Origin of the sequence: Burkholderia sp. Bp8991 (genome assembly GCF_003853795.1) — a bacterium.
Classification (GTDB): Bacteria; Pseudomonadota; Gammaproteobacteria; order Burkholderiales; family Burkholderiaceae; genus Burkholderia.
Window position 1 is genome coordinate 1 of sequence record NZ_QTQJ01000055.1, and the last position, 23,455, is coordinate 23,455.

Genomic DNA, 23,455 nt, shown 5'->3' on the forward strand with positions numbered 1-23,455 from the left:
TCAGGTGTGTAAGCGCAGTAATGCGTTCAGCTAACTGATACTAATTGCCCGTAAGGCTTGATCCTATAACAAGTCTGCCTTGTAGATCGGCGCCGTGTGAAAGCACTGGCCGCAAGATCCAGAGCGACAAGTTGGATTCTCGTGTGTGATACACACAACCTAAATTACTGCTTCTTCCAAGATTGGTCGCGTTGCGAAGCAACGTGACAACCCTCTTTGCCTGATGACCATAGCGAGTCGGTCCCACCCCTTCCCATCCCGAACAGGACCGTGAAACGACTCTACGCCGATGATAGTGCGGATTCCCGTGTGAAAGTAGGTAATCGTCAGGCTCCCTAAGCCAAAAACCCCCGCTCGAAAGGCGGGGGTTTTTGCATTTGCAGCGCAGAAAATGTGCAATCACCGCCGGACGTTGGCGTTGGCGTTGGCGTTGGCGGCGGCGGCGGCGGCGGCGGCGGCGGCGCAAGCAAGCAAGCAAGCAAGCAAGCAAGCAAGCAAGCAAGCAAGCAAGCAAGCAAGCAAGCAAGCAAGCAAGCAAGCAAGCTGGCTGGCTGGCTGGCTGGTCGGGCGGGACTTTCATGTACGCCGCCCGCCGTGTCGCGAATGGACGAGTGGCTCGACCCCGCTGCTGCCGGTAACGCCGCGGCCAGGGCGGCCAGTCTTGCACCGCTCGCAGCGCGAGAGTCTGATCGGCGCCGAATTGTTTGAGCAGATGGCGGCTCATTGACGCATCCTGCTCCTCATCATCGTTGACTGCATCGAACCCGCGCAGCGAGATCTACCACGTCTATCATCTCGGTTGCCACTGGCTTCGAGCTCCGTGCGGTTTCCATCCTGTGATGAACCGACCAGGGGCGCGGCAGGGGTCACCCTTGCGCGCAGCCGAAGGCTCCGTCAATCGCCGGGGTGCCGCCGATGGCCGCGTCATGCTCGAAGTGATCACGCCTCCGGTCGTTCTCTCGTTATTTACCTCCTCGAGCACATTGCACGGCAAGTCTAGCCATCGCAAATCGGAGTCCATTATCTCGGGCTATTAATTGGTGTATATCGGTTATCTCCGCCCAACGTCGTCGATTCTGTTTCGAGGTGCTGGTGTGTGATTGGCGCGTTTCAGGGCAAATCCACGGCTGCCTCGGCGACAGCGCGAGGCCGAGATCGCGCGCCCGTCGGCATATGCGTGACGACCGCAACCGCCATGAGGCCTTCCATCGGCGCGAAGGCGTCGCAGAGGCGAATTTCTTCGACGAGCGAATAGGCGGCGCCGCCGAAATAGTGGCGGCCTTCGCCCATCAATCCGAAATGCGTACCGTCCGCGTTGACGCCGGACGACCGCACCGTGCATGCAGTGCTTGGACTACACAGTGCCAAGCGCTCGATCGGGCGAATCGGCGGATCGTGCTGCTGCCATGGCTCCGGGTCGACATGAGCATCGCCGGGCAGTGAGTAGTCGATGTCGACGAACCCGCGTTGAATGTCGGCTTCCCTGCCGCCTGGTTCGTACGGGGCGACGTACAGGCGCCCCGGTCAAAGCCGATGCAGTTCCGCGCTTGACTGAACGAGGTTCCACTCGTATCCGCACGTCGGATGGCGCGTGTACAGCTCAGCCTCGCCGCGATAGGCCGCCCAGACATTCATGGTGGTCGGCTTGCACAAAGGACGGTTCGACACAATGCGCGCTGCACTGTTGAACGTTCGCAACGACGGCGACACGCAAGCGATGTGGCAGCAGGCGTGCGGGCGCAGATCGTCGCGCATCGGCGGCACCAAGACATCTAGGCAGGCCGAGCTGTTGGACCTTCTCGCAAGGTGCCAGCGTCGCTATCAGCCGCGATAACGTCGGTTGACGCTCGTTCGGCAACCACGCGTACGCGATCGCTTCCGGAGTCGTGACTCGCGGGCGTCGCCGCGTGCTGGTGGCCAACAAGCAGCCGGCGTCGACGGCCGGTTTTAAAGTCTCATGCGTCGCGCGAGCCGCGGCGCCTTTCGCACGTCTGGCGGTGTGGCGCCCGGAAAGCGTCGGCTCTCGGACTGCCGCGATCCTTCCCGTGCTGCACCACGCGTTGTCGATGTTGCCCGCATGTGCCACCGAGGAAGCAAAGACCAGTGCGAAGGCAAGAAGGACGACAGGGTATCGCGCGGAGGCAGGGAAACGGGAGAGCGGTCGGCATGATCGCGGAACACGGGATGGTACCGCGCGTGCCTTCCGTCAGTGGTGATGAGGGGGGGGCGAAGATGGCCCCTAGGTGCTTTCCGGGTTCGATTCCGGTGTCGCAACGGAGCAAGCGGGAACGGCGATGCCTTCCGTGGAATCCGGCTTCGGCACCCCGTTTGCCGGAAACCCTTGCGCGCAGAAGCCGGTTGCCCCGGGTTTGGCGGGGTGCTGATGTGTCGCCATTAATCAACCTACCCCCTGGGCTCGCGTCGGAAGCCTTGCAGATTCCTCCGGCATGGAAATTGCAAATTTTTTGCGTTTACCCGCTTGGCATTATGCGTGAGAGGTCGTATCATGGCGGTCTTTCGTTTTCAGCGAAGATGCAAATCGAAGCTGAAGACGGAGTCTGACGAAGATGTGGGCGCCGATCGGCGATCCTCTTGTGCTTGCCTCAGCCGGGTGAGCGCGGGTGTCGGGTGAGTCGCCAGGGTGCGCTGGAAGAGAATGAAAATAATCTTCCGGATGTGCTTGACAAGAGTGCGATGCACCCCCATAATCGTCAGTTCTCTACGGAGGGGTGCCCGAGTGGCTAAAGGGGGCAGACTGTAAATCTGTTGGCTTACGCCTACGTTGGTTCGAATCCAACCTCCTCCACCAGAACATCAGCGCAGAGAGCGGTAGGGAATCGTTAGTGGCCCGTGCGGGTGTAGCTCAATGGTAGAGCAGAAGCCTTCCAAGCTTACGACGAGGGTTCGATTCCCTTCACCCGCTCCAGTCCGTGTAGTTGAAGCGTAATACCGCCCATGTGGCTCAGTGGTAGAGCACTCCCTTGGTAAGGGAGAGGTCGGCAGTTCGATCCTGCCCATGGGCACCAGCAGTAAAAAGTCAGTGTCTGTTTGCGCGCGGCGCAACATGTGAAATTCCTTTCGGGAGTTGAAAATGGCCAAGGAAAAGTTTGAGCGGACCAAGCCGCACGTCAACGTTGGTACGATTGGTCACGTTGACCACGGCAAGACGACGCTGACGGCAGCGATCACGACGGTGCTGACGAAGAAGTTCGGCGGCGAAGCGAAGGCTTACGACCAGATCGACGCGGCACCGGAAGAAAAGGCGCGCGGTATCACGATCAACACGGCACACGTCGAGTACGAAACGGCTAACCGCCACTACGCACACGTCGACTGCCCGGGCCACGCTGACTATGTGAAGAACATGATCACGGGCGCGGCACAGATGGACGGCGCGATCCTGGTTTGCTCGGCAGCAGACGGCCCGATGCCGCAGACGCGTGAGCACATCCTGCTGGCACGTCAGGTTGGCGTTCCGTACATCATCGTGTTCCTGAACAAGTGCGACATGGTGGACGACGCTGAACTGCTCGAGCTGGTCGAGATGGAAGTTCGCGAACTCCTGTCGAAGTACGACTTCCCGGGCGACGACACGCCGATCGTGAAGGGTTCGGCCAAGCTGGCGCTGGAAGGCGACACGGGCGAGCTGGGCGAAGTGGCGATCATGAGCCTGGCCGACGCGCTGGACACGTACATCCCGACGCCGGAGCGTGCAGTTGACGGCGCGTTCCTGATGCCGGTGGAAGACGTGTTCTCGATCTCGGGCCGTGGTACGGTGGTGACGGGTCGTGTCGAGCGCGGCATCGTGAAGGTCGGCGAAGAAATCGAAATCGTCGGTATCAAGCCGACGGTGAAGACGACCTGCACGGGCGTTGAAATGTTCCGCAAGCTGCTGGACCAAGGTCAGGCAGGCGACAACGTCGGTATCCTGCTGCGCGGCACGAAGCGTGAAGACGTGGAGCGTGGCCAGGTTCTGGCGAAGCCGGGTTCGATCACGCCGCACACGCACTTCACGGCTGAAGTGTACGTGCTGAGCAAGGACGAAGGCGGCCGCCACACGCCGTTCTTCAACAACTACCGTCCGCAGTTCTACTTCCGTACGACGGACGTGACGGGCTCGATCGAGCTGCCGAAGGACAAGGAAATGGTGATGCCGGGCGACAACGTGTCGATCACGGTGAAGCTGATCGCTCCGATCGCGATGGAAGAAGGTCTGCGCTTCGCAATCCGCGAAGGCGGCCGTACCGTCGGCGCCGGCGTCGTCGCCAAGATCATCGAGTAAGCCAGTTATTCGTTGATCGACAGTTTTGGGGCTGGCAACAGCCAGCCCCAGCATGGTTTAGGGGTATAGCTCAACTGGCAGAGCGTCGGTCTCCAAAACCGAAGGTTGGGGGTTCGATTCCCTCTGCCCCTGCCAAAAATCGCCACGTGTCCCACGTGGCATTTGTTTTAAGGTGTTATGGCGAATCCATCCGTCGAAACTGTAAATACCTCCGGCGATAAGCTGATGCTGGCCCTGGGCGTATTGCTGGTCTTGGCCGGATTCGTGGGCTTCTTCTGGCTGGCCAACCAGCAGTGGTATGTCCGCGGTGCCGCATTGGCGGTAGGTATCATCGCCGGCGTGGCCGTCGGCCTGATGTCCGCACCTGGCAAGAGCCTCATCGCGTTTGCCAAGGATTCGTACAAGGAAGTCCGCAAGGTCGTTTGGCCCACCCGCAAGGAAGCAACGCAAACCACACTCGTCGTGTTCGGTTTCGTGCTCGTGATGGCGATTTTCCTCTGGTTGAGTGACAAATCGATCGAATGGGTGATTTTCTCGGCGATTCTGGGTTGGAAATGATATGAGCGATACTCCGGCATCCCCGAGCGGAAAGCGTTGGTACGTCGTGCACGCCTACTCCGGTATGGAGAAGAGCGTGCAGCGTGCGCTTCAAGAGCGCATCGAACGTGCTGGCATGCAGGATAAATTCGGTCAGATCCTGGTTCCGACCGAAGAAGTGGTCGAAGTCAAAGGTGGCCACAAGGCAGTAACCGAGCGTCGTTTCTTCCCCGGCTACGTGCTGGTGGAAATGGAAATGACGGACGAAACGTGGCACCTCGTGAAGAACACGGCGAAGGTCACGGGTTTCGTCGGCGGTGCGCGTAACCGCCCGACTCCGATTTCCCCGAAGGAAGTCGAAAAGATCATGTCGCAGATGCAGGAAGGCGTCGAGAAGCCGCGCCCGAAGACCCTGTTCGAAGTTGGCGAGATGGTGCGTGTCAAGGAAGGCCCGTTCACGGACTTCAACGGCACGGTCGAAGAAGTCAACTACGAAAAATCGCGCGTGCGTGTGTCGGTCACGATCTTTGGCCGATCCACTCCGGTCGAACTCGAGTTCGGCCAGGTCGAAAAAGTTTGATCCCGATTCGGTGGGCAGCCTCGGCTGCCCACCTTCGCGCTTACGGTCCGCGTTATGGCCGTTGAGGAGCGTCAGTAGCCAGCGGCGAACGCGCGTTATCACTCACCGAACGCCGTCTGGCGTTCCAACGAGGTTTACAAATGGCAAAGAAGATTGTCGGCTTTATCAAGCTGCAGATTCCTGCAGGTAAAGCCAACCCGTCGCCGCCGGTCGGTCCGGCACTGGGCCAGCGCGGCCTGAACATCATGGAGTTCTGCAAGGCGTTCAACGCGCAGACTCAAGGCATGGAGCCGGGTCTGCCGGTGCCGGTGGTCATCACGGCATACGCTGACAAGAGCTTCACGTTCGTGATGAAGACGCCGCCGGCAACCGTCCTGATCAAGAAGGCGGCGAAGGTGGACAAGGGCTCGAGCAAGCCGCACACCGACAAGGTCGGTTCGATCACGCGCGCTCAAGCCGAAGAAATCGCGAAGACCAAGATGCCGGACCTTACGGCAGCTGATCTGGACGCAGCCGTTCGCACCATCGCTGGTAGCGCACGCTCGATGGGCATCACTGTGGAGGGCGTGTAAATGGCTAAGATCTCCAAGCGCCGTCAGGCATTTGCCGCCAAGGTCGACCGTCAGAAGCTGTACGCGATCGAAGACGCACTGGCACTCGTGAAGGAATGCGCGAGCGCGAAGTTCAACGAATCGATCGACGTCGCAGTCCAGCTCGGCATCGATGCGAAGAAGTCGGACCAGGTCGTTCGTGGTTCGGTCGTTCTGCCGGCAGGTACGGGCAAGTCGGTTCGCGTTGCCGTGTTCGCGCAAGGCGAGAAGGCCGAGCAGGCTCGTGCAGCAGGCGCGGAAATCGTCGGTATGGAAGACTTGGCTGAGCAGATCAAGGCTGGCCAGATGGACTTCGACATCGTGATCGCTTCGCCGGACACGATGCGTATCGTCGGTACGCTCGGTCAGATCCTCGGCCCGCGCGGCCTGATGCCGAACCCGAAGGTTGGTACGGTCACGCCGGACGTCGCAACCGCCGTCAAGAACGCGAAGGCTGGTCAGGTGCAATTCCGTGTCGACAAGGCCGGTATCATCCACGCGACCATCGGCCGTGCATCGTTCGAATCGACTGCACTGCGTTCGAACCTGTCGGCGCTGATCGAAGCGCTGCAGAAGGCGAAGCCTGCAACGAGCAAGGGCGTCTACCTGCGCAAGATCGCACTGTCGAGCACGATGGGCGTCGGCGTGCGTGTCGACCAGGCTACGCTGGCAGCGTAAGAAGGTATTCGGGCCGCTTCGTTCGCGAAGCGGCTTACATGGGCTTTGGGCGGTTGTTCGTGCAGTTGGGCGGGCAACCGGTTATCAAAGACCGTTGGTGGGACGCAGCAGGCAGGCGTTCCCTTAATTCAAGCCAACGCAGATGGCGAACCCGAAAAAGTTTTGCAGTGGTGAAGCCGCAGGTCGTGAAGCGATTCACGGCGTGAGGTGGAAATACTCCTAACGAGGTCGGACGCCGTTGTTGAACGAGGTACGTGAGGTTTCGGCCATGCCGGCCGCGCCGAACGTATCGTTTCTGGAGGCTAACCGTGCCGCTTAATAGAGAAGACAAGCAAGCCGTCGTCGCTGAGGTTTCCGCGCAAGTCGCGAAGGCCCAGACCGTTGTGCTGGCTGAGTATCGTGGAATTGCGGTTGGCGATCTGACCAAGCTGCGCGCGAAAGCGCGTGAGCAACAGGTTTACCTGCGCGTGTTGAAGAACACGCTGGCGCGTCGCGCTGTTGAAGGTACCCCGTTTGCTCCGCTGGCAGAGCAGATGACTGGTCCGCTGATCTACGGCATCTCGGAAGATGCAATTGCCGCTGCTAAGGTCGTCAACGACTTCAGCAAGAGCAATGACAAGTTGGTCATCAAGGCTGGTTCGTTCGATGGCAAGGTGATGGACAAGGCTGGCGTGCAAGCGCTGGCAAGCATCCCGAGCCGTGAAGAACTGCTCTCGAAGCTGCTGTTCGTTATGCAATCGCCTGTTTCGGGCTTCGCGCGTGCCCTGGCCGCGCTCGCCGAGAAGAAGCAAGCGGAAGCTGCGTAAGCGAACGTGCATCAGCGTTACTGATCGCTGGCTGTATCCGAATTCAATTTAGGAGTATTTCAAATGGCAATCGCAAAAGAAGACATCCTGGCAGCAGTCGAAGGGATGACCGTTCTGGAACTGAACGAACTGGTCAAGGCGTTCGAAGAGAAGTTTGGCGTGTCGGCAGCTGCAGTGGCAGTCGCTGGCCCGGCAGGCGGCGGCGCTGCTGCTGCTGCAGAAGAGAAGACCGAATTCACGGTCGTTCTGGCTGAAGCAGGCAGCAACAAGGTTGCAGTCATCAAGGCAGTTCGCGAACTGACGGGCCTGGGCCTGAAGGAAGCGAAGGACGTCGTTGACGGCGCACCGAAGGCTGTCAAGGAAGGCGTCGACAAGGCTGCTGCTGAAGAAGCCAAGAAGAAGCTGGAAGAAGCAGGCGCGAAGGTCGAAGTCAAGTAAGTTTCGACGCGCTGTGCGAAGGCTGGCGGTATTTTCACCGCCGGCCTTTTTGTGCTTTGTGGGGACGTTATTCTGGCACTCATTCGGGAGCCCGAATAATCGGCCCCAGAAGCCAAAGAAAACCGCCGAATCGTTGTCAATGCATCGATTGGCGTTTCTCTTTGTCTTCTGAAGCGACTGCAGAAGGCAAGTTTGGTCGGGTAGCGGGCAACACAGGCATCCGCTGCCGTCAGCCAGCGGTTGGTAGCGGCCAACCACCAAGCTTCTCGGCTCGTTCAAGCCATCGGGCGGCCATCGGGTCTCAGTCGGTGAACACTCGGGTTTGAAACGTCCAGGTATCCCGCCTCGACAGCACCCGCCGTGATTCGGAGATCGTATGCAATATTCCTTCACCGAGAAGAAGCGCATTCGCAAGAGTTTCGCGAAGCGCCCCATCGTTCACCAAGTTCCGTTCTTGCTGGCCACCCAGCTTGAATCATTCAGCACGTTTCTGCAAGCCGATGTGCCTGGCGCGCAACGCAAGCCTGAAGGTTTGCAGGCCGCCTTCACATCGGTATTTCCCATTGTTTCGCACAACGGCTTCGCGCGCCTCGAGTTCGTGAGCTATGCGTTGTCCGCGCCGGCATTCAACATCAAGGAATGCCAGCAGCGAGGCCTGACGTACTGCTCCGCGCTGCGCGCGAAGGTCCGCCTCGTCATCCTCGACAAGGAATCGCCGAACAAGCCGGTCGTCAAGGAAGTGAAGGAGCAGGAAGTGTACATGGGCGAAATTCCGCTCATGACGCCGACGGGCTCGTTCGTCATCAACGGCACCGAGCGTGTCATCGTCTCGCAGCTGCACCGTTCGCCGGGCGTGTTCTTCGAACACGACAAGGGCAAGACGCACAGCTCGGGCAAGCTGCTGTTCTCGGCACGGATCATTCCGTACCGCGGCTCGTGGCTCGACTTCGAATTCGATCCGAAGGACATCCTGTACTTCCGCGTCGACCGTCGCCGCAAGATGCCGGTCACGATCCTGCTGAAGGCCATCGGCCTGACGCCGGAACAGATCCTCGCGAACTTCTTCGTGTTCGACAACTTCACGCTGATGGGCGAAGGCGCGCAACTCGAGTTCGTGCCCGAGCGCCTGCGTGGTGAAGTCGCGCGCTTCGACATCACGGATCGTGATGGCAAGGTCATCGTCCAGAAGGACAAGCGGATCAACGCGAAGCACATTCGCGATCTCGAAGCCGCGAAGACCAAGTTCATCTCGGTGCCGGAAGACTATCTGCTCGGCCGCGTGCTGGCGAAGAACGTCGTCGACGGCGACACCGGCGAAGTGATCGCGAGCGCGAACGACGAAGTCACGGAAAGCGTGCTCGAGAAGCTGCGCGAAGCGGACATCAAGGACATCCAGACGCTCTACACGAACGATCTGGACCAGGGTCCGTACATCTCGTCGACGCTGCGTGTCGACGAAACGACCGACAAGACGGCCGCGCGCATCGCGATCTACCGCATGATGCGTCCGGGCGAGCCGCCGACCGAAGAAGCGGTCGAGGCGCTGTTCAACCGTCTGTTCTACAGCGAAGAAGCGTACGACCTGTCGAAGGTCGGCCGCATGAAGTTCAACCGCCGCGTCGGCCGTGACGAGATCGTCGGCCCGATGACGCTGCAGGACGACGACATCCTCGCGACGATCAAGATCCTCGTCGAGCTGCGCAACGGCAAGGGCGAAGTGGACGACATCGACCACCTCGGCAACCGTCGCGTGCGTTGCGTCGGCGAACTGGCGGAAAACCAGTTCCGCGCGGGTCTCGTGCGTGTCGAGCGCGCGGTCAAGGAACGCCTCGGCCAGGCCGAAAGCGAAAACCTGATGCCGCACGACCTGATCAACTCGAAGCCGATTTCGTCGGCGATCCGCGAGTTCTTCGGTTCGTCGCAGCTGTCGCAGTTCATGGACCAGACCAACCCGCTGTCGGAAATCACGCACAAGCGCCGTGTTTCCGCACTGGGCCCGGGCGGTCTGACGCGCGAACGCGCAGGCTTCGAAGTGCGTGACGTGCACCCGACCCACTATGGCCGCGTGTGCCCGATCGAAACGCCGGAAGGTCCGAACATCGGTCTGATCAACTCGCTCGCACTGTACGCGCACCTGAACGAGTACGGCTTCCTCGAGACGCCGTACCGCAAGGTCGTGGACAGCAAGGTGACCGACCAGATCGACTACCTGTCGGCGATCGAGGAAGGCCGCTACATGATCGCGCAGGCGAACGCCGCGATCGACGAAAACGGCACGCTGATCGACGAACTCGTGTCGTCGCGTGAAGCCGGCGAAACGATGATGGTCACGCCGGACCGTATCCAGTACATGGACGTCGCGCCGTCGCAGATCGTGTCGGTTGCAGCTTCGCTGATCCCGTTCCTCGAGCACGACGATGCGAACCGTGCACTGATGGGTTCGAACATGCAGCGTCAGGCCGTGCCGTGTCTGCGTCCGGAAAAGCCGGTCGTCGGTACGGGCATCGAGCGCACCTGCGCGGTCGACTCGGGCACGACGGTCCAGGCGTTCCGCGGCGGCGTGGTCGACTACGTCGACGCAGGCCGTATCGTGATTCGCGTGAACGACGACGAAGCGGTCGCGGGTGAAGTCGGTGTCGACATCTACAACCTGATCAAGTACACGCGTTCGAACCAGAACACGAACATCAACCAGCGTCCGATCGTGAAGATGGGCGACAAGGTCTCGCGCGGCGATGTGCTGGCCGACGGCGCCTCGACGGACCTGGGCGAGCTCGCGCTCGGCCAGAACATGCTGATCGCGTTCATGCCGTGGAACGGCTACAACTTCGAAGACTCGATCCTGATCTCGGAGAAGGTCGTTGCGGACGATCGCTACACGTCGATCCACATCGAAGAGCTGAACGTCGTTGCACGCGACACGAAGCTCGGGCCGGAAGAAATCACGCGCGACATCTCGAACCTGGCGGAAGTCCAGCTCGGCCGTCTCGACGAATCGGGCATCGTGTACATCGGTGCTGAAGTCGAAGCAGGCGACGTGCTGGTCGGCAAGGTCACGCCGAAGGGCGAGACCCAGCTGACGCCGGAAGAGAAGCTGCTGCGCGCGATCTTCGGCGAGAAGGCTTCGGACGTGAAGGACACGTCGCTGCGCGTGCCGTCGGGCATGAGCGGCACCGTGATCGACGTCCAGGTGTTCACGCGTGAAGGCATCCAGCGCGACAAGCGCGCCCAACAGATCATCGACGACGAACTGAAGCGCTACCGTCTCGACCTGAACGACCAGCTGCGCATCGTGGAAGGCGACGCGTTCCAGCGTCTCGCACGCATGCTGGTGGGCAAGGTCGCGAACGGCGGTCCGAAGAAGCTCGCGAAGGGCACGAAGATCGACCAGGCTTACCTGGAAGACCTCGACCACTACCACTGGTTTGACATCCGCCTCGCGGACGACGAAGCAGCGGCATCGCTCGAAGCGATCAAGAACTCGATCGAAGAGAAGCGTCACCAGTTCGACCTCGCGTTCGAAGAGAAGCGCAAGAAGCTCACGCAAGGCGACGAACTGCCGCCGGGCGTGCTGAAGATGGTCAAGGTGTACCTCGCGGTCAAGCGTCGCCTGCAGCCTGGCGACAAGATGGCGGGCCGTCACGGTAACAAGGGTGTCGTGTCGAAGATCGTCCCGATCGAAGACATGCCGTACATGGCCGACGGCCGTCCGGCAGACGTCGTGCTGAACCCGCTGGGCGTTCCGTCGCGGATGAACGTGGGTCAGGTTCTGGAAGTGCACCTCGGCTGGGCCGCGAAGGGCCTCGGCTGGCGTATCGGCGAAATGCTGCAGCGTCAGGCGAAGATCGAGGAACTGCGCGTGTTCCTGACGAAGATCTACAACGAGTCGGGCCGCCAGGAAGACCTGGAAAGCTTCACCGACGACGAGATCCTCGAACTCGCGAAGAACCTGCGCGAAGGCGTGCCGTTTGCAACGCCGGTGTTCGACGGTGCGACCGAGGAAGAAATGGGCAAGATGCTCGACCTCGCGTTCCCGGACGACATCGCGGAACAGCTCGGCATGAACCCGTCGAAGAACCAGGTCCGCCTGTACGACGGCCGCACGGGTGAAATGTTCGAACGTCGCGTGACGCTCGGCTACATGCACTACCTGAAGCTGCACCACTTGGTCGACGACAAGATGCATGCACGTTCGACCGGCCCGTACTCGCTCGTCACGCAGCAGCCGCTGGGTGGTAAGGCGCAGTTCGGTGGCCAGCGTTTCGGTGAAATGGAAGTGTGGGCACTCGAAGCGTACGGCGCGTCCTACGTGCTGCAGGAAATGCTGACGGTGAAGTCGGACGACGTGACCGGCCGGACGAAGGTTTACGAGAACCTCGTCAAGGGCGATCACGTGATCGATGCTGGCATGCCGGAATCCTTCAACGTGCTCGTGAAGGAAATCCGCTCGCTCGGTATCGACATCGATCTCGACCGCAATTAATCGGACTACGGAGAGAAGGCAATGAAAGCTCTGCTCGATCTATTCAAGCAAGTCCAACAGGAAGAAGTTTTCGACGCGATCAAGATCGGTCTGGCCTCGCCGGACAAGATCCGTTCGTGGTCGTTCGGCGAAGTGAAGAAGCCGGAGACCATCAACTACCGTACGTTCAAGCCGGAACGCGATGGTCTGTTCTGCGCGAAGATCTTCGGGCCGATCAAGGACTACGAGTGCCTGTGCGGCAAGTACAAGCGCCTGAAGCACCGCGGCGTGATCTGCGAGAAGTGCGGCGTCGAAGTGACGCTGGCGAAGGTGCGTCGCGAACGGATGGGCCACATCGAGCTGGCCTCGCCGGTCGCGCACATCTGGTTCCTGAAGTCGCTGCCGTCGCGTCTGGGCATGGTGCTCGACATGACGCTGCGCGACATCGAACGCGTGCTGTACTTCGAAGCATACGTGGTGATCGAACCGGGCATGACGCCGCTGAAGGCGCGGCAGATCATGACCGAAGAGGATTACTACAACAAGGTCGAGGAATACGGCGACGAATTCCGTGCCGAGATGGGCGCGGAAGGCGTGCGTGAACTGCTGCGTGCGATCAACATCGACGAGCAGGTCGAGACGCTGCGCACCGAGCTGAAGAACACCGGCTCGGAAGCGAAGATCAAGAAGTACGCGAAGCGCCTGAAGGTCCTCGAGGCATTCCAGCGCTCGGGCATCAAGCCCGAGTGGATGATCCTCGAAGTGCTGCCGGTGCTGCCGCCGGAACTGCGTCCGCTCGTGCCGCTGGACGGCGGCCGTTTCGCGACGTCGGACCTGAACGACCTGTATCGCCGCGTGATCAACCGTAACAACCGGTTGAAGCGTCTGCTCGAGCTGAAGGCACCTGAAATCATCGTCCGCAACGAAAAGCGGATGCTGCAGGAAGCCGTCGACTCGCTGCTCGACAACGGTCGTCGCGGCAAGGCGATGACGGGCGCGAACAAGCGTCCGCTGAAGTCGCTCGCCGACATGATCAAGGGCAAGGGCGGTCGTTTCCGTCAGAACCTGCTGGGCAAGCGCGTCGACTACTCGGGCCGTTCGGTCATCGTGGTCGGCCCGACGCTGAAGCTGCACCAGTGCGGTCTGCCGAAGCTGATGGCGCTCGAGCTGTTCAAGCCGTTCATCTTCAACAAGCTGGAAGTGATGGGCGTCGCGACGACCATCAAGGCTGCGAAGAAGGAAGTCGAGAACCAGACGCCGGTGGTGTGGGACATCCTCGAAGAGGTGATCCGCGAGCACCCGGTGATGCTGAACCGTGCGCCGACGCTGCACCGTCTCGGTATCCAGGCGTTCGAGCCGGTGCTGATCGAAGGCAAGGCGATTCAGCTGCACCCGCTCGTCTGCGCGGCGTTCAACGCCGACTTCGACGGTGACCAGATGGCCGTTCACGTGCCGCTGTCGCTCGAAGCGCAGATGGAAGCGCGTACGCTGATGCTGGCGTCGAACAACGTGCTGTTCCCGGCCAACGGCGATCCGTCGATCGTGCCGTCGCAGGATATCGTGCTGGGTCTGTACTACGCGACCCGCGAAGCGATCAACGGCAAGGGCGAAGGCCTGTCGTTCACCGGCGTGTCGGAAGTGATCCGCGCGTACGAGAACAAGGAAGTCGAGCTGGCCTCGCGCGTCAACGTGCGGATCACCGAAATGGTCCGCAACGAGGACACGTCGGAAGGCGCGCCGGAATTCGTGCCGAAGATCTCGCTGTACGCGACGACCGTCGGTCGCGCGATCCTGTCGGAGATCCTGCCGCACGGCCTGCCGTTCTCGGTGCTGAACAAGCCGCTGAAGAAGAAGGAAATCTCGCGCCTGATCAACACCGCATTCCGCAAGTGCGGTCTGCGTGCGACGGTCGTGTTCGCCGACCAGCTGATGCAGTCGGGTTTCCGCCTCGCGACGCGTGCCGGCATTTCGATCTGCGTGGACGACATGCTCGTGCCGCCGCAGAAGGAAACGATCGTCGGCGACGCTGCGAAGAAGGTGAAGGAGTACGACCGCCAGTACATGTCGGGTCTCGTCACCGCGCAGGAACGCTACAACAACGTGGTCGACATCTGGTCGGCAACGTCGGAAGCGGTCGGCAAGGCGATGATGGAGCAGCTGTCGACGGAGCCGGTGACGGACCGCGACGGCAACGAGACGCGCCAGGAGTCGTTCAACTCGATCTACATGATGGCCGACTCGGGCGCCCGGGGTTCGGCGGTGCAGATTCGTCAGCTGGCCGGTATGCGAGGCCTGATGGCGAAGCCGGACGGCTCGATTATCGAGACGCCGATTACCGCGAACTTCCGCGAAGGCCTGAACGTGTTGCAGTACTTCATCTCGACCCACGGCGCACGTAAGGGTCTGGCTGATACGGCACTGAAGACCGCGAACTCGGGTTACCTGACGCGTCGTCTCGTCGACGTCACGCAGGATCTGGTGGTGGTCGAGGACGATTGCGGCACGTCGAACGGCGTCGCGATGAAGGCGCTGGTCGAAGGCGGTGAAGTCGTCGAGGCGCTGCGCGACCGTATCCTCGGCCGCGTTGCGGTCGCGGACGTCGTGAACCCGGAAACGCAGGAAACGCTGTACGAATCGGGCACGCTGCTCGACGAAACGGCGGTCGAGGAAATCGAACGCCTCGGCATCGACGAAGTGCGCGTGCGCACGCCGCTGACCTGCGAAACGCGTTACGGTCTGTGCGCGGCCTGCTACGGCCGTGACCTCGGCCGCGGCTCGCTCGTGAACGTCGGCGAAGCAGTCGGCGTGATCGCGGCACAGTCGATCGGTGAGCCGGGCACGCAGCTGACGATGCGTACGTTCCACATCGGTGGTGCGGCATCGCGTGCGGCAGTGGCGTCGTCGGTCGAAGCGAAGAGCAACGGTATCGTGCGTTTCACGGCGACGATGCGTTACGTCACCAACGCGAAGGGCGAGCAGATCGTCATTTCGCGTTCGGGCGAGGCGCTGATCACCGACGATTTCGGTCGCGAGCGCGAGCGTCACAAAGTGCCGTACGGCGCGACGCTGCTGCAACTCGACGGCGCGACGATCAAGGCCGGCACGCAGCTGGCGACGTGGGACCCGATGACGCGTCCGATCATCACCGAGTACGGTGGTACGGTGAAGTTCGAGAACGTCGAGGAAGGCGTGACCGTCGCGAAGCAGATCGACGACGTGACCGGCCTGTCGACGCTGGTCGTGATCGACGTGAAGCGTCGTGGTTCGCAAGCTTCGAAGAGCGTGCGTCCGCAGGTGAAACTGCTCGACGCGAACGGCGACGAAGTGAAGATCCCGGGCACGGAGCACGCAGTGCAGATCGGCTTCCAGGTCGGCGCACTGATCACCGTGAAGGACGGCCAGCAAGTGCAGGTGGGTGAAGTGCTTGCACGTATCCCGACCGAAGCGCAGAAGACGCGTGACATTACCGGCGGTCTGCCGCGGGTGGCGGAACTGTTCGAAGCGCGTTCGCCGAAGGACGCCGGCATTCTCGCGGAAGTCACCGGTACGACGTCGTTCGGCAAGGACACGAAGGGCAAGCAGCGTCTCGTCATCACGGACCTCGAAGGCAATCAGCACGAGTTCCTGATCGCGAAGGAAAAGCAGGTCCTGGTCCACGATGCTCAGGTCGTCAACAAGGGCGAAATGATCGTGGACGGCCCGGCCGATCCGCACGACATCCTGCGTCTGCAGGGTATCGAGGCGCTGTCGCGCTACATCGTCGACGAAGTGCAGGACGTGTATCGTCTGCAGGGCGTGAAGATCAACGACAAGCACATCGAGGTGATCGTTCGCCAGATGCTGCGTCGTGTGCAGATCACCGACAACGGTGATACGCGCTTCATCCCGGGCGAACAGGTCGAGCGTTCCGACATGCTGGACGAGAACGATCGCATGATCGCCGAGGGCAAGCGCCCGGCTTCGTACGACAACGTGCTCCTCGGTATCACGAAGGCGTCGCTGTCGACCGACTCGTTCATCTCTGCGGCATCGTTCCAGGAAACGACCCGCGTGCTGACCGAAGCGGCGATCATGGGCAAGCGCGACGATCTGCGCGGCCTGAAGGAAAACGTGATCGTCGGCCGTCTGATCCCGGCCGGTACGGGTCTCGCGTTCCACAAGGCACGCAAGGCGAAGGAGATGTCCGACCGCGAGCGTTTCGACCAGATCGCAGCGGAAGAGGCATTCGACTTCGGTACGCCGAGCGCGCCGGCGGAAGAGCCGCAACACCCGGCAGCCGAATAAGCGCGGGCGGCGCGAGCCGCCTCACGCTGCCGTATTCGCTGTCATCGAAACCGCCCGGTCCGCCGGGCGGTTTTTTTTATCCGTCGTTCACGTGCATGACGGGCTTGCCGCACGGTCGCGCAGGCCCGTCATGCGCGCGCTCGAACCCTGTCCGATCGGCCAACGTTGCACGATTCGCCGCGCGCTGCGCGAGCGGGTTGTTAAAATTGCGGTCATCCTTCCGCCGTCCTCGTTCTCACTCATGTCCCGCGCCCTCGAAATCCTCGACGAAGTTTTTGGTTATTCCGCCTTTCGCGGCCAGCAGGGCGAGATCGTCGAACACGTCGCCGGCGGCGGCGATTGCCTCGTGCTGATGCCGACGGGCGGCGGCAAGTCGCTGTGCTACCAGATCCCGGCGCTGCTGCGCCGCGAGGCCGGGCAGGGCGCGGGCATCGTGGTGTCGCCGCTGATCGCGCTGATGCAGGACCAGGTCGCCGCGCTGAGCGAAGTCGGCGTGCGCGCGGCCTACCTGAACTCGACACTGTCGGGCGCCGAGGCCGCGGCGACCGAGCGCGCGTTGCGCGAGGGCGAGATCGACCTGCTGTACGTCGCGCCCGAGCGGCTGATGACGGGTCGCTTCCTCGACCTGCTCGAGCGCGCGAAGATCGGCCTGTTCGCGATCGACGAGGCGCACTGCGTGTCGCAGTGGGGTCATGACTTCCGTCCCGAATACATCCAGCTGTCGGTGCTGCACGAACGCTTCCCGTCGGTGCCGCGCATCGCGCTGACCGCCACTGCCGACGCGATCACGCGCGACGAGATCATCCATCGCCTCGCGCTCGACGACGCGCGCGTGTTCGTGTCGAGCTTCGACCGTCCGAACATCCGTTACCGTATCGTCGAGAAGGACAACGCGCGTTCGCAGCTGCTCGACTTCATCCGCGCGGAACACACGAACGCGGACGGCACGACCGACGCGGGCGTCGTCTACTGCCTGTCGCGCCGCAAGGTCGAGGAAACGGCCGAATGGCTGAAGGCCCAGGGCGTGCGCGCGCTGCCGTATCACGCGGGGATGGAGTTCGAGGTACGGCAGAAGCACCAGGAAATGTTCCAGCGCGAGGAAGGCATCGTAATGTGCGCGACGATCGCGTTCGGCATGGGCATCGACAAGCCGGATGTGCGCTTTGTCGCGCACCTCGATTTGCCGAAGAGCGTCGAGGGCTACTACCAGGAAACCGGCCGTGCGGGCCGCGACGGGATGCCGGCGAACGCGTGGATGGCGTACGGGCTCGGTGACGTCGTCCAGCAGCGCAAGATGATCGACGAGTCCGATGCGGACGACGCGCACAAGCGCGTGCAGACGTCGAAGCTCGACGCGTTGCTCGGGTTGTGCGAGACGATCTCGTGCCGGCGCGTGCGGCTCCTGAACTACTTCGGCGAGGCGAGCCAGCCGTGCGGCAACTGCGACACGTGCCTCGAACCGCCCGATTCATGGGACGCGACGCGCGAGGCGCAGATGGCGCTGTCATGCGTATTCCGCGCGCAGCGCGCGAGCGGCTTCAATTTCGGCTCGAGCCATCTGATCGAGATCCTGCGCGGCGGCCGCACGGAGAAAGTGTTGCAGCGCGGCCACGATCAGCTCAGCACGTTCGGGATCGGCGCATCGCTGTCCGAACCCGAGTGGCGCGCGATTTTCCGGCAACTCGTCGCGTACGGCTATCTCGCGGTCGACCATGGCGGCTTCGGCGCGCTGATGCTGACCGAGGCCGCGAAGCCGGTGCTGAAGAACGAGGAGAAGGTCACGCTGCGCCGCTACGTGAAGCCGCAGCGCACGCGCCAGTCGTCGAGCCGCAGCGGCACGCGCGTCGACCCGACGGCCGGCATGGGCACGCGCGAGCGCGCACGCTGGGACGCGCTGCGCGCGTGGCGCGCGGAAACCGCGAAGTCCGACGGCGTGCCGGCCTACGTGATCTTCCACGATGCGACGCTGGCCGAAATCGCGCGCAACGCGCCAGAGACGATCGACGACCTGCGCCATATCCCCGGCATGGGCGTGCGCAAGCTCGAACGCTTCGGCGACGAGATCATCGACGTCGTCGAATCGGCGTGACACAGGTATTCCGACCCTTCCGGTAAACCGCCCGCGCGGCTGGCAAATCACGCAAGCCGTTGACTTAGTTGGCATTTCCGGAATATCATGCTGGGTTCCGGTATTCGGTGGGCCGTGTCGCGTTCGAAAGCTCGCACCCGATTCGCCGGTTCGGAAGTCAACTGTGCGTCGATTCTCGCTTTGCCCGAAATCGATGTGCAGATTTTGTTCAATTTCAGGAATAAACAATGCCAACCATCAACCAACTGGTTCGCAAAGGCCGTCAGTCGGAAACGACGAAGAGCAAGAGCCCGGCCCTGCAGGACTGCCCCCAGCGTCGCGGCGTGTGCACCCGTGTGTACACGACGACGCCGAAGAAGCCGAACTCGGCACTCCGTAAGGTCGCCAAGGTTCGTCTGACGAACGGCTTCGAAGTGATTTCGTACATCGGCGGTGAAGGCCACAACCTGCAGGAACACTCGGTTGTGCTGATCCGCGGCGGTCGTGTGAAGGACTTGCCGGGTGTGCGTTACCACATGGTTCGCGGCTCGCTGGATACCCAGGGCGTCAAGGACCGTAAGCAAGCGCGCTCGAAGTACGGCGCGAAGCGTGCAAAGGCTGCCAAGTAAGCAGTTTTTGATCAGGGATCGCCGCAGGGCGGTCAAGGCGGGAGTGCCGGATTGCCGGTGCTGTCGAGTAAGTGGTCACCCGGCCAAGCTGGTTAGTCGTGAAGATGTGATCGGGTTTGTTGGTGGCCGCGGAGCTGGAACCAGCTCCAACTGAACAAGTAAAGGAAGAATCATGCCGCGTCGTCGCGAAGTCCCCAAGCGGGAAGTGTTGCCGGATCCGAAGTTCGGCAACGTTGATGTTGCCAAGTTCATGAACATGCTGATGCTGTCCGGCAAGAAGTCGGTTGCAGAGCGCATCGTTTATGGCGCATTCGAACAAATCCAGACCAAGGGTGGCAAGGACCCGCTGGAAGTGTTCACGGTTGCGCTCAACAACGTGAAGCCGGTGGTCGAAGTGAAGAGCCGCCGCGTTGGTGGTGCCAACTATCAAGTTCCGGTCGAAGTGCGCCCGTCGCGTCGTATGGCATTGGCGATGCGCTGGCTGCGTGAGGCTGCGAAGAAGCGCAGCGAGAAGTCGATGGCTCTGCGCCTGGCAGGTGAACTCTCCGAAGCGGCCGAAGGCCGTGGCGGCGCGATGAAGAAGCGCGATGAAGTTCACCGCATGGCAGAAGCCAACCGCGCGTTCTCGCATTTCCGTTTCTAAGCGCCTGGCTGGGCTGTTTGCGGAAATAAATTCCGGGCGGGTGCGCTTTTCAGGCGCCTCGCCCGTTTGTGTTGAAGCATGATGCAGCTGGGCTGCATCATGTCATCCCAGTAGAGGATCAAAGTGGCTCGCAAGACTCCTATCGAGCGCTACCGCAATATCGGTATTAGCGCTCACATCGACGCCGGCAAAACGACGACGACCGAGCGCATTCTGTTTTACACCGGTGTGAACCACAAGATCGGTGAAGTCCACGACGGCGCAGCAACGATGGACTGGATGGAGCAGGAACAAGAGCGTGGCATCACGATCACGTCCGCTGCTACCACGGCCTTCTGGAAGGGCATGGGCGGCAACTATCCGGAACACCGCATCAACATCATCGACACCCCGGGCCACGTCGACTTCACGATCGAAGTGGAGCGTTCGATGCGCGTGCTCGACGGCGCGTGCATGGTGTACTGCGCAGTGGGCGGCGTGCAGCCGCAGTCGGAAACGGTGTGGCGCCAGGCTAACAAGTACAAGGTGCCCCGTCTCGCGTTCGTCAACAAGATGGACCGTACCGGCGCGAACTTCTTCAAGGTCTACGACCAGCTCCGTCTGCGCCTGAAGGCGAACCCGGTTCCGGTCGTGGTGCCGATCGGCTCGGAAGAAAACTTCAAGGGCGTGGTCGACCTGATCAAGATGAAGGCGATCATTTGGGACGAAGCGTCGCAAGGCACGAAGTTCGACTACGTCGACATCCCGGCCGAGCTCGCCGAGACCTGCAAGGAGTGGCGCGAAAAGATGGTCGAAGTGGCTGCTGAAGCCAGCGAAGACCTGATGAACAAGTACCTGGAAGAAGGCGATCTGCCGGAAGCCGACATCGTCAAGGCGCTGCGCGACCGTACGATCGCGTGCGAAATCCAGCCGATGCTGTGCGGTACCGCGTTCAAGAACAAGGGCGTGCAGCGTATGCTCGACGCCGTGATCGACTTCCTGCCGTCGCCGGTCGACATCCCGCCGGTCAAGGGCGAGCTCGAAAACGGTGAAGAAGCAGAGCGCAAGGCGTCGGACGAAGAGAAGTTCTCGTCGCTCGCGTTCAAGATCATGACCGACCCGTTCGTCGGCCAGCTGATCTTCTTCCGTGTGTACTCGGGCGTCGTCAATTCGGGCGACACGCTGCTGAACTCGACCAAGGGCAAGAAGGAACGCCTCGGCCGGATTCTGCAGATGCACGCGAACCAGCGTGAAGAAATCAAGGAAGTCCGTGCGGGCGACATCGCTGCTGCGGTCGGCCTGAAGGAAGCGACCACGGGCGACACGCTGTGCGACCCGGCGAACCCGATCGTTCTCGAACGCATGGTGTTCCCGGAGCCGGTGATTTCGCAGGCTGTCGAGCCGAAGACCAAGGCTGACCAGGAAAAGATGGGCCTCGCGCTGAACCGTCTGGCGCAGGAAGATCCGTCGTTCCGCGTGCAGACCGACGAAGAGTCGGGCCAGACCATCATTTCGGGCATGGGCGAGCTCCACCTCGAAATTCTGGTCGACCGGATGAAGCGTGAATTCGGCGTGGAAGCGACCGTCGGCAAGCCGCAGGTTGCATACCGCGAAACGATCCGTTCGACGGCGAAGGATGTCGACGGCAAGTTCGTCAAGCAGTCGGGTGGTCGCGGCCAGTACGGTCACGCGGTCATCACGCTCGAGCCGAACGAACAAGGCAAGGGCTACGAGTTCTTCGACGAGATCAAGGGTGGTGTGATTCCGCGTGAATACATCCCGGCGGTCGACAAGGGTATCCAGGACACGCTGAAGTCGGGCGTGCTGGCTGGCTTCCCGGTCGTCGACGTCAAGGTTCACCTGACGTTCGGTTCGTACCACGACGTTGACTCGAACGAAAACGCGTTCCGCATGGCCGGTTCGATGGCGTTCAAGGAAGCGATGCGCAAGGCGAACCCGGTCGTCCTCGAGCCGATGATGGCTGTCGAAGTCGAGACGCCGGAAGACTACATGGGCAACGTGATGGGCGACCTGTCGGGCCGTCGCGGCATCGTCCAGGGCATGGAAGACATGGTTGGCGGCGGCAAGATCGTTCGCGCCGAAGTGCCGCTGTCGGAAATGTTCGGTTACTCGACGTCGCTGCGTTCGCTGACGCAAGGTCGTGCAACGTACACGATGGAGTTCAAGCACTACGCTGAAGCTCCGCGCAACGTTGCTGAAGCGATCATCAGTGCGAAGTCGAAGTAAATCTGCAGCTACCAACCGATATTTTTTGAAAGAAGAGAATCATGGCAAAAGAAAAGTTTGAGCGGACCAAGCCGCACGTCAACGTTGGTACGATTGGTCACGTTGACCACGGCAAGACGACGCTGACGGCAGCGATCACGACGGTGCTGACGAAGAAGTTCGGCGGCGAAGCGAAGGCTTACGACCAGATCGACGCGGCACCGGAAGAAAAGGCGCGCGGTATCACGATCAACACGGCACACGTCGAGTACGAAACGGCTAACCGCCACTACGCACACGTCGACTGCCCGGGCCACGCTGACTATGTGAAGAACATGATCACGGGCGCGGCACAGATGGACGGCGCGATCCTGGTTTGCTCGGCAGCAGACGGCCCGATGCCGCAGACGCGTGAGCACATCCTGCTGGCACGTCAGGTTGGCGTTCCGTACATCATCGTGTTCCTGAACAAGTGCGACATGGTGGACGACGCTGAACTGCTCGAGCTGGTCGAGATGGAAGTTCGCGAACTCCTGTCGAAGTACGACTTCCCGGGCGACGACACGCCGATCGTGAAGGGTTCGGCCAAGCTGGCGCTGGAAGGCGACACGGGCGAGCTGGGCGAAGTGGCGATCATGAGCCTGGCCGACGCGCTGGACACGTACATCCCGACGCCGGAGCGTGCAGTTGACGGCGCGTTCCTGATGCCGGTGGAAGACGTGTTCTCGATCTCGGGCCGTGGTACGGTGGTGACGGGTCGTGTCGAGCGCGGCATCGTGAAGGTCGGCGAAGAAATCGAAATCGTCGGTATCAAGCCGACGGTGAAGACGACCTGCACGGGCGTTGAAATGTTCCGCAAGCTGCTGGACCAAGGTCAGGCAGGCGACAACGTCGGTATCCTGCTGCGCGGCACGAAGCGTGAAGACGTGGAGCGTGGCCAGGTTCTGGCGAAGCCGGGTTCGATCACGCCGCACACGCACTTCACGGCTGAAGTGTACGTGCTGAGCAAGGACGAAGGCGGCCGCCACACGCCGTTCTTCAACAACTACCGTCCGCAGTTCTACTTCCGTACGACGGACGTGACGGGCTCGATCGAGCTGCCGAAGGACAAGGAAATGGTGATGCCGGGCGACAACGTGTCGATCACGGTGAAGCTGATCGCTCCGATCGCGATGGAAGAAGGTCTGCGCTTCGCAATCCGCGAAGGCGGCCGTACCGTCGGCGCCGGCGTCGTCGCCAAGATCATCGAGTAA

Annotated in this window: 16 protein-coding genes, 4 tRNA genes and 1 rRNA gene; 19 read left to right on the forward strand and 2 right to left on the reverse strand. The window is 61.4% G+C overall.

Features of this window, described 5'->3' with window-relative positions; translation table 11 throughout:
- Positions 1-219 precede the first annotated feature (219 nt).
- Positions 220-332, forward strand: a 5S ribosomal RNA gene (gene rrf, locus DIE02_RS34250).
- Positions 333-1,110: 778 nt separating this feature from the next.
- On the opposite strand, the gene DIE02_RS34260 is transcribed toward rrf, so the two are convergent.
- Both DIE02_RS34260 and DIE02_RS34265 read right to left on the reverse strand, forming a co-directional pair.
- Positions 1,111-1,335, reverse strand: a complete 225-nt coding sequence (locus DIE02_RS34260; RefSeq protein ID WP_124524429.1) for a hypothetical protein — start codon at positions 1,333-1,335, stop codon at positions 1,111-1,113.
- A 189-nt stretch (positions 1,336-1,524) separates the two neighbouring features.
- On the reverse strand, positions 1,525-1,755 hold the full coding sequence (locus tag DIE02_RS34265; RefSeq protein WP_124489879.1) for a hypothetical protein: 231 nt from the start codon (positions 1,753-1,755) through the stop codon (positions 1,525-1,527).
- A 968-nt stretch (positions 1,756-2,723) separates the two neighbouring features.
- Here DIE02_RS34265 and DIE02_RS34270 point away from each other — a divergent pair.
- From DIE02_RS34270 to tuf (DIE02_RS34360), 18 genes are all read left to right on the forward strand, one after another.
- Positions 2,724-2,809, forward strand: a tRNA-Tyr gene (locus tag DIE02_RS34270).
- Between the two features lie 43 nt (positions 2,810-2,852).
- Positions 2,853-2,926, forward strand: a tRNA-Gly gene (locus DIE02_RS34275).
- Between the two features lie 25 nt (positions 2,927-2,951).
- Positions 2,952-3,026, forward strand: a tRNA-Thr gene (locus DIE02_RS34280).
- 65 nt (positions 3,027-3,091) lie between these two features.
- Entirely contained in the window at positions 3,092-4,282 is a 1,191-nt protein-coding gene (tuf, locus tag DIE02_RS34285) for an elongation factor Tu (RefSeq protein ID WP_006482910.1), read from the forward strand.
- Positions 4,283-4,341: 59 nt separating this feature from the next.
- Positions 4,342-4,417, forward strand: a tRNA-Trp gene (locus DIE02_RS34290).
- A gap of 42 nt (positions 4,418-4,459) precedes the next feature.
- Positions 4,460-4,840 carry a preprotein translocase subunit SecE gene (gene secE / locus DIE02_RS34295; protein WP_006482892.1) on the forward strand — a complete coding sequence of 127 codons (381 nt, stop codon included), beginning with the start codon at positions 4,460-4,462 and terminating at the stop codon, positions 4,838-4,840.
- Between the two features lies 1 nt (position 4,841).
- The gene (gene nusG / locus DIE02_RS34300) at positions 4,842-5,399 is read left to right on the forward strand and encodes a transcription termination/antitermination protein NusG (protein ID WP_006400672.1); all 558 of its coding nucleotides are present in this window, start codon (positions 4,842-4,844) and stop codon (positions 5,397-5,399) included.
- Between the two features lie 140 nt (positions 5,400-5,539).
- On the forward strand, positions 5,540-5,971 hold the full coding sequence (gene rplK / locus DIE02_RS34305) for a 50S ribosomal protein L11 (protein WP_006400671.1): 432 nt from the start codon (positions 5,540-5,542) through the stop codon (positions 5,969-5,971).
- Entirely contained in the window at positions 5,972-6,667 is a 696-nt protein-coding gene (gene rplA, locus DIE02_RS34310) for a 50S ribosomal protein L1 (RefSeq protein ID WP_044849038.1), read from the forward strand. It begins immediately after the preceding gene.
- A 308-nt stretch (positions 6,668-6,975) separates the two neighbouring features.
- Positions 6,976-7,473 (forward strand): 50S ribosomal protein L10, encoded by a 498-nt coding sequence (gene rplJ, locus DIE02_RS34315; RefSeq protein ID WP_021161756.1) that lies wholly within the window; start codon positions 6,976-6,978, stop codon positions 7,471-7,473.
- 63 nt (positions 7,474-7,536) lie between these two features.
- On the forward strand, positions 7,537-7,911 hold the full coding sequence (gene rplL / locus DIE02_RS34320; RefSeq protein WP_021161757.1) for a 50S ribosomal protein L7/L12: 375 nt from the start codon (positions 7,537-7,539) through the stop codon (positions 7,909-7,911).
- A 376-nt stretch (positions 7,912-8,287) separates the two neighbouring features.
- Positions 8,288-12,394 carry a DNA-directed RNA polymerase subunit beta gene (gene rpoB / locus DIE02_RS34325; protein ID WP_044849037.1) on the forward strand — a complete coding sequence of 1,369 codons (4,107 nt, stop codon included), beginning with the start codon at positions 8,288-8,290 and terminating at the stop codon, positions 12,392-12,394.
- 21 nt (positions 12,395-12,415) lie between these two features.
- Entirely contained in the window at positions 12,416-16,657 is a 4,242-nt protein-coding gene (rpoC, locus tag DIE02_RS34330) for a DNA-directed RNA polymerase subunit beta' (RefSeq protein ID WP_044849036.1), read from the forward strand.
- A 241-nt stretch (positions 16,658-16,898) separates the two neighbouring features.
- Positions 16,899-18,746: a DNA helicase RecQ gene (recQ, locus tag DIE02_RS34335; RefSeq protein WP_044849035.1), complete on the forward strand. Its 1,848-nt coding sequence runs from the start codon at positions 16,899-16,901 to the stop codon at positions 18,744-18,746.
- A gap of 227 nt (positions 18,747-18,973) precedes the next feature.
- Positions 18,974-19,354 carry a 30S ribosomal protein S12 gene (rpsL, locus tag DIE02_RS34345; RefSeq protein ID WP_006400662.1) on the forward strand — a complete coding sequence of 127 codons (381 nt, stop codon included), beginning with the start codon at positions 18,974-18,976 and terminating at the stop codon, positions 19,352-19,354.
- 172 nt (positions 19,355-19,526) lie between these two features.
- Positions 19,527-19,997, forward strand: a complete 471-nt coding sequence (rpsG, locus tag DIE02_RS34350) for a 30S ribosomal protein S7 (protein WP_006477195.1) — start codon at positions 19,527-19,529, stop codon at positions 19,995-19,997.
- A 123-nt stretch (positions 19,998-20,120) separates the two neighbouring features.
- Positions 20,121-22,223 carry an elongation factor G gene (gene fusA, locus DIE02_RS34355; RefSeq protein ID WP_044849034.1) on the forward strand — a complete coding sequence of 701 codons (2,103 nt, stop codon included), beginning with the start codon at positions 20,121-20,123 and terminating at the stop codon, positions 22,221-22,223.
- A gap of 41 nt (positions 22,224-22,264) precedes the next feature.
- The gene (gene tuf / locus DIE02_RS34360) at positions 22,265-23,455 is read left to right on the forward strand and encodes an elongation factor Tu (RefSeq protein ID WP_006482910.1); all 1,191 of its coding nucleotides are present in this window, start codon (positions 22,265-22,267) and stop codon (positions 23,453-23,455) included.

Bases quoted from the DNA above. Each gene is read 5' to 3' on its own strand.
- rplK (WP_006400671.1), top strand. From the start codon at position 5,540: ATGGCAAAGAAGATTGTCGGCTTTATCAAGCTGCAGATTCCTGCAGGT.
- rpoB (WP_044849037.1), top strand. From the start codon at position 8,288: ATGCAATATTCCTTCACCGAGAAGAAGCGCATTCGCAAGAGTTTCGCG.
- DIE02_RS34265 (WP_124489879.1), bottom strand. From the start codon at position 1,755: ATGCGCGACGATCTGCGCCCGCACGCCTGCTGCCACATCGCTTGCGTG.
- recQ (WP_044849035.1), top strand. From the start codon at position 16,899: ATGTCCCGCGCCCTCGAAATCCTCGACGAAGTTTTTGGTTATTCCGCC.
- tuf (WP_006482910.1), top strand. From the start codon at position 3,092: ATGGCCAAGGAAAAGTTTGAGCGGACCAAGCCGCACGTCAACGTTGGT.
- rpsG (WP_006477195.1), top strand. From the start codon at position 19,527: ATGCCGCGTCGTCGCGAAGTCCCCAAGCGGGAAGTGTTGCCGGATCCG.
- rpsL (WP_006400662.1), top strand. From the start codon at position 18,974: ATGCCAACCATCAACCAACTGGTTCGCAAAGGCCGTCAGTCGGAAACG.
- secE (WP_006482892.1), top strand. From the start codon at position 4,460: ATGGCGAATCCATCCGTCGAAACTGTAAATACCTCCGGCGATAAGCTG.
- nusG (WP_006400672.1), top strand. From the start codon at position 4,842: ATGAGCGATACTCCGGCATCCCCGAGCGGAAAGCGTTGGTACGTCGTG.
- rplL (WP_021161757.1), top strand. From the start codon at position 7,537: ATGGCAATCGCAAAAGAAGACATCCTGGCAGCAGTCGAAGGGATGACC.
- rplA (WP_044849038.1), top strand. From the start codon at position 5,972: ATGGCTAAGATCTCCAAGCGCCGTCAGGCATTTGCCGCCAAGGTCGAC.
- rpoC (WP_044849036.1), top strand. From the start codon at position 12,416: ATGAAAGCTCTGCTCGATCTATTCAAGCAAGTCCAACAGGAAGAAGTT.
- tuf (WP_006482910.1), top strand. From the start codon at position 22,265: ATGGCAAAAGAAAAGTTTGAGCGGACCAAGCCGCACGTCAACGTTGGT.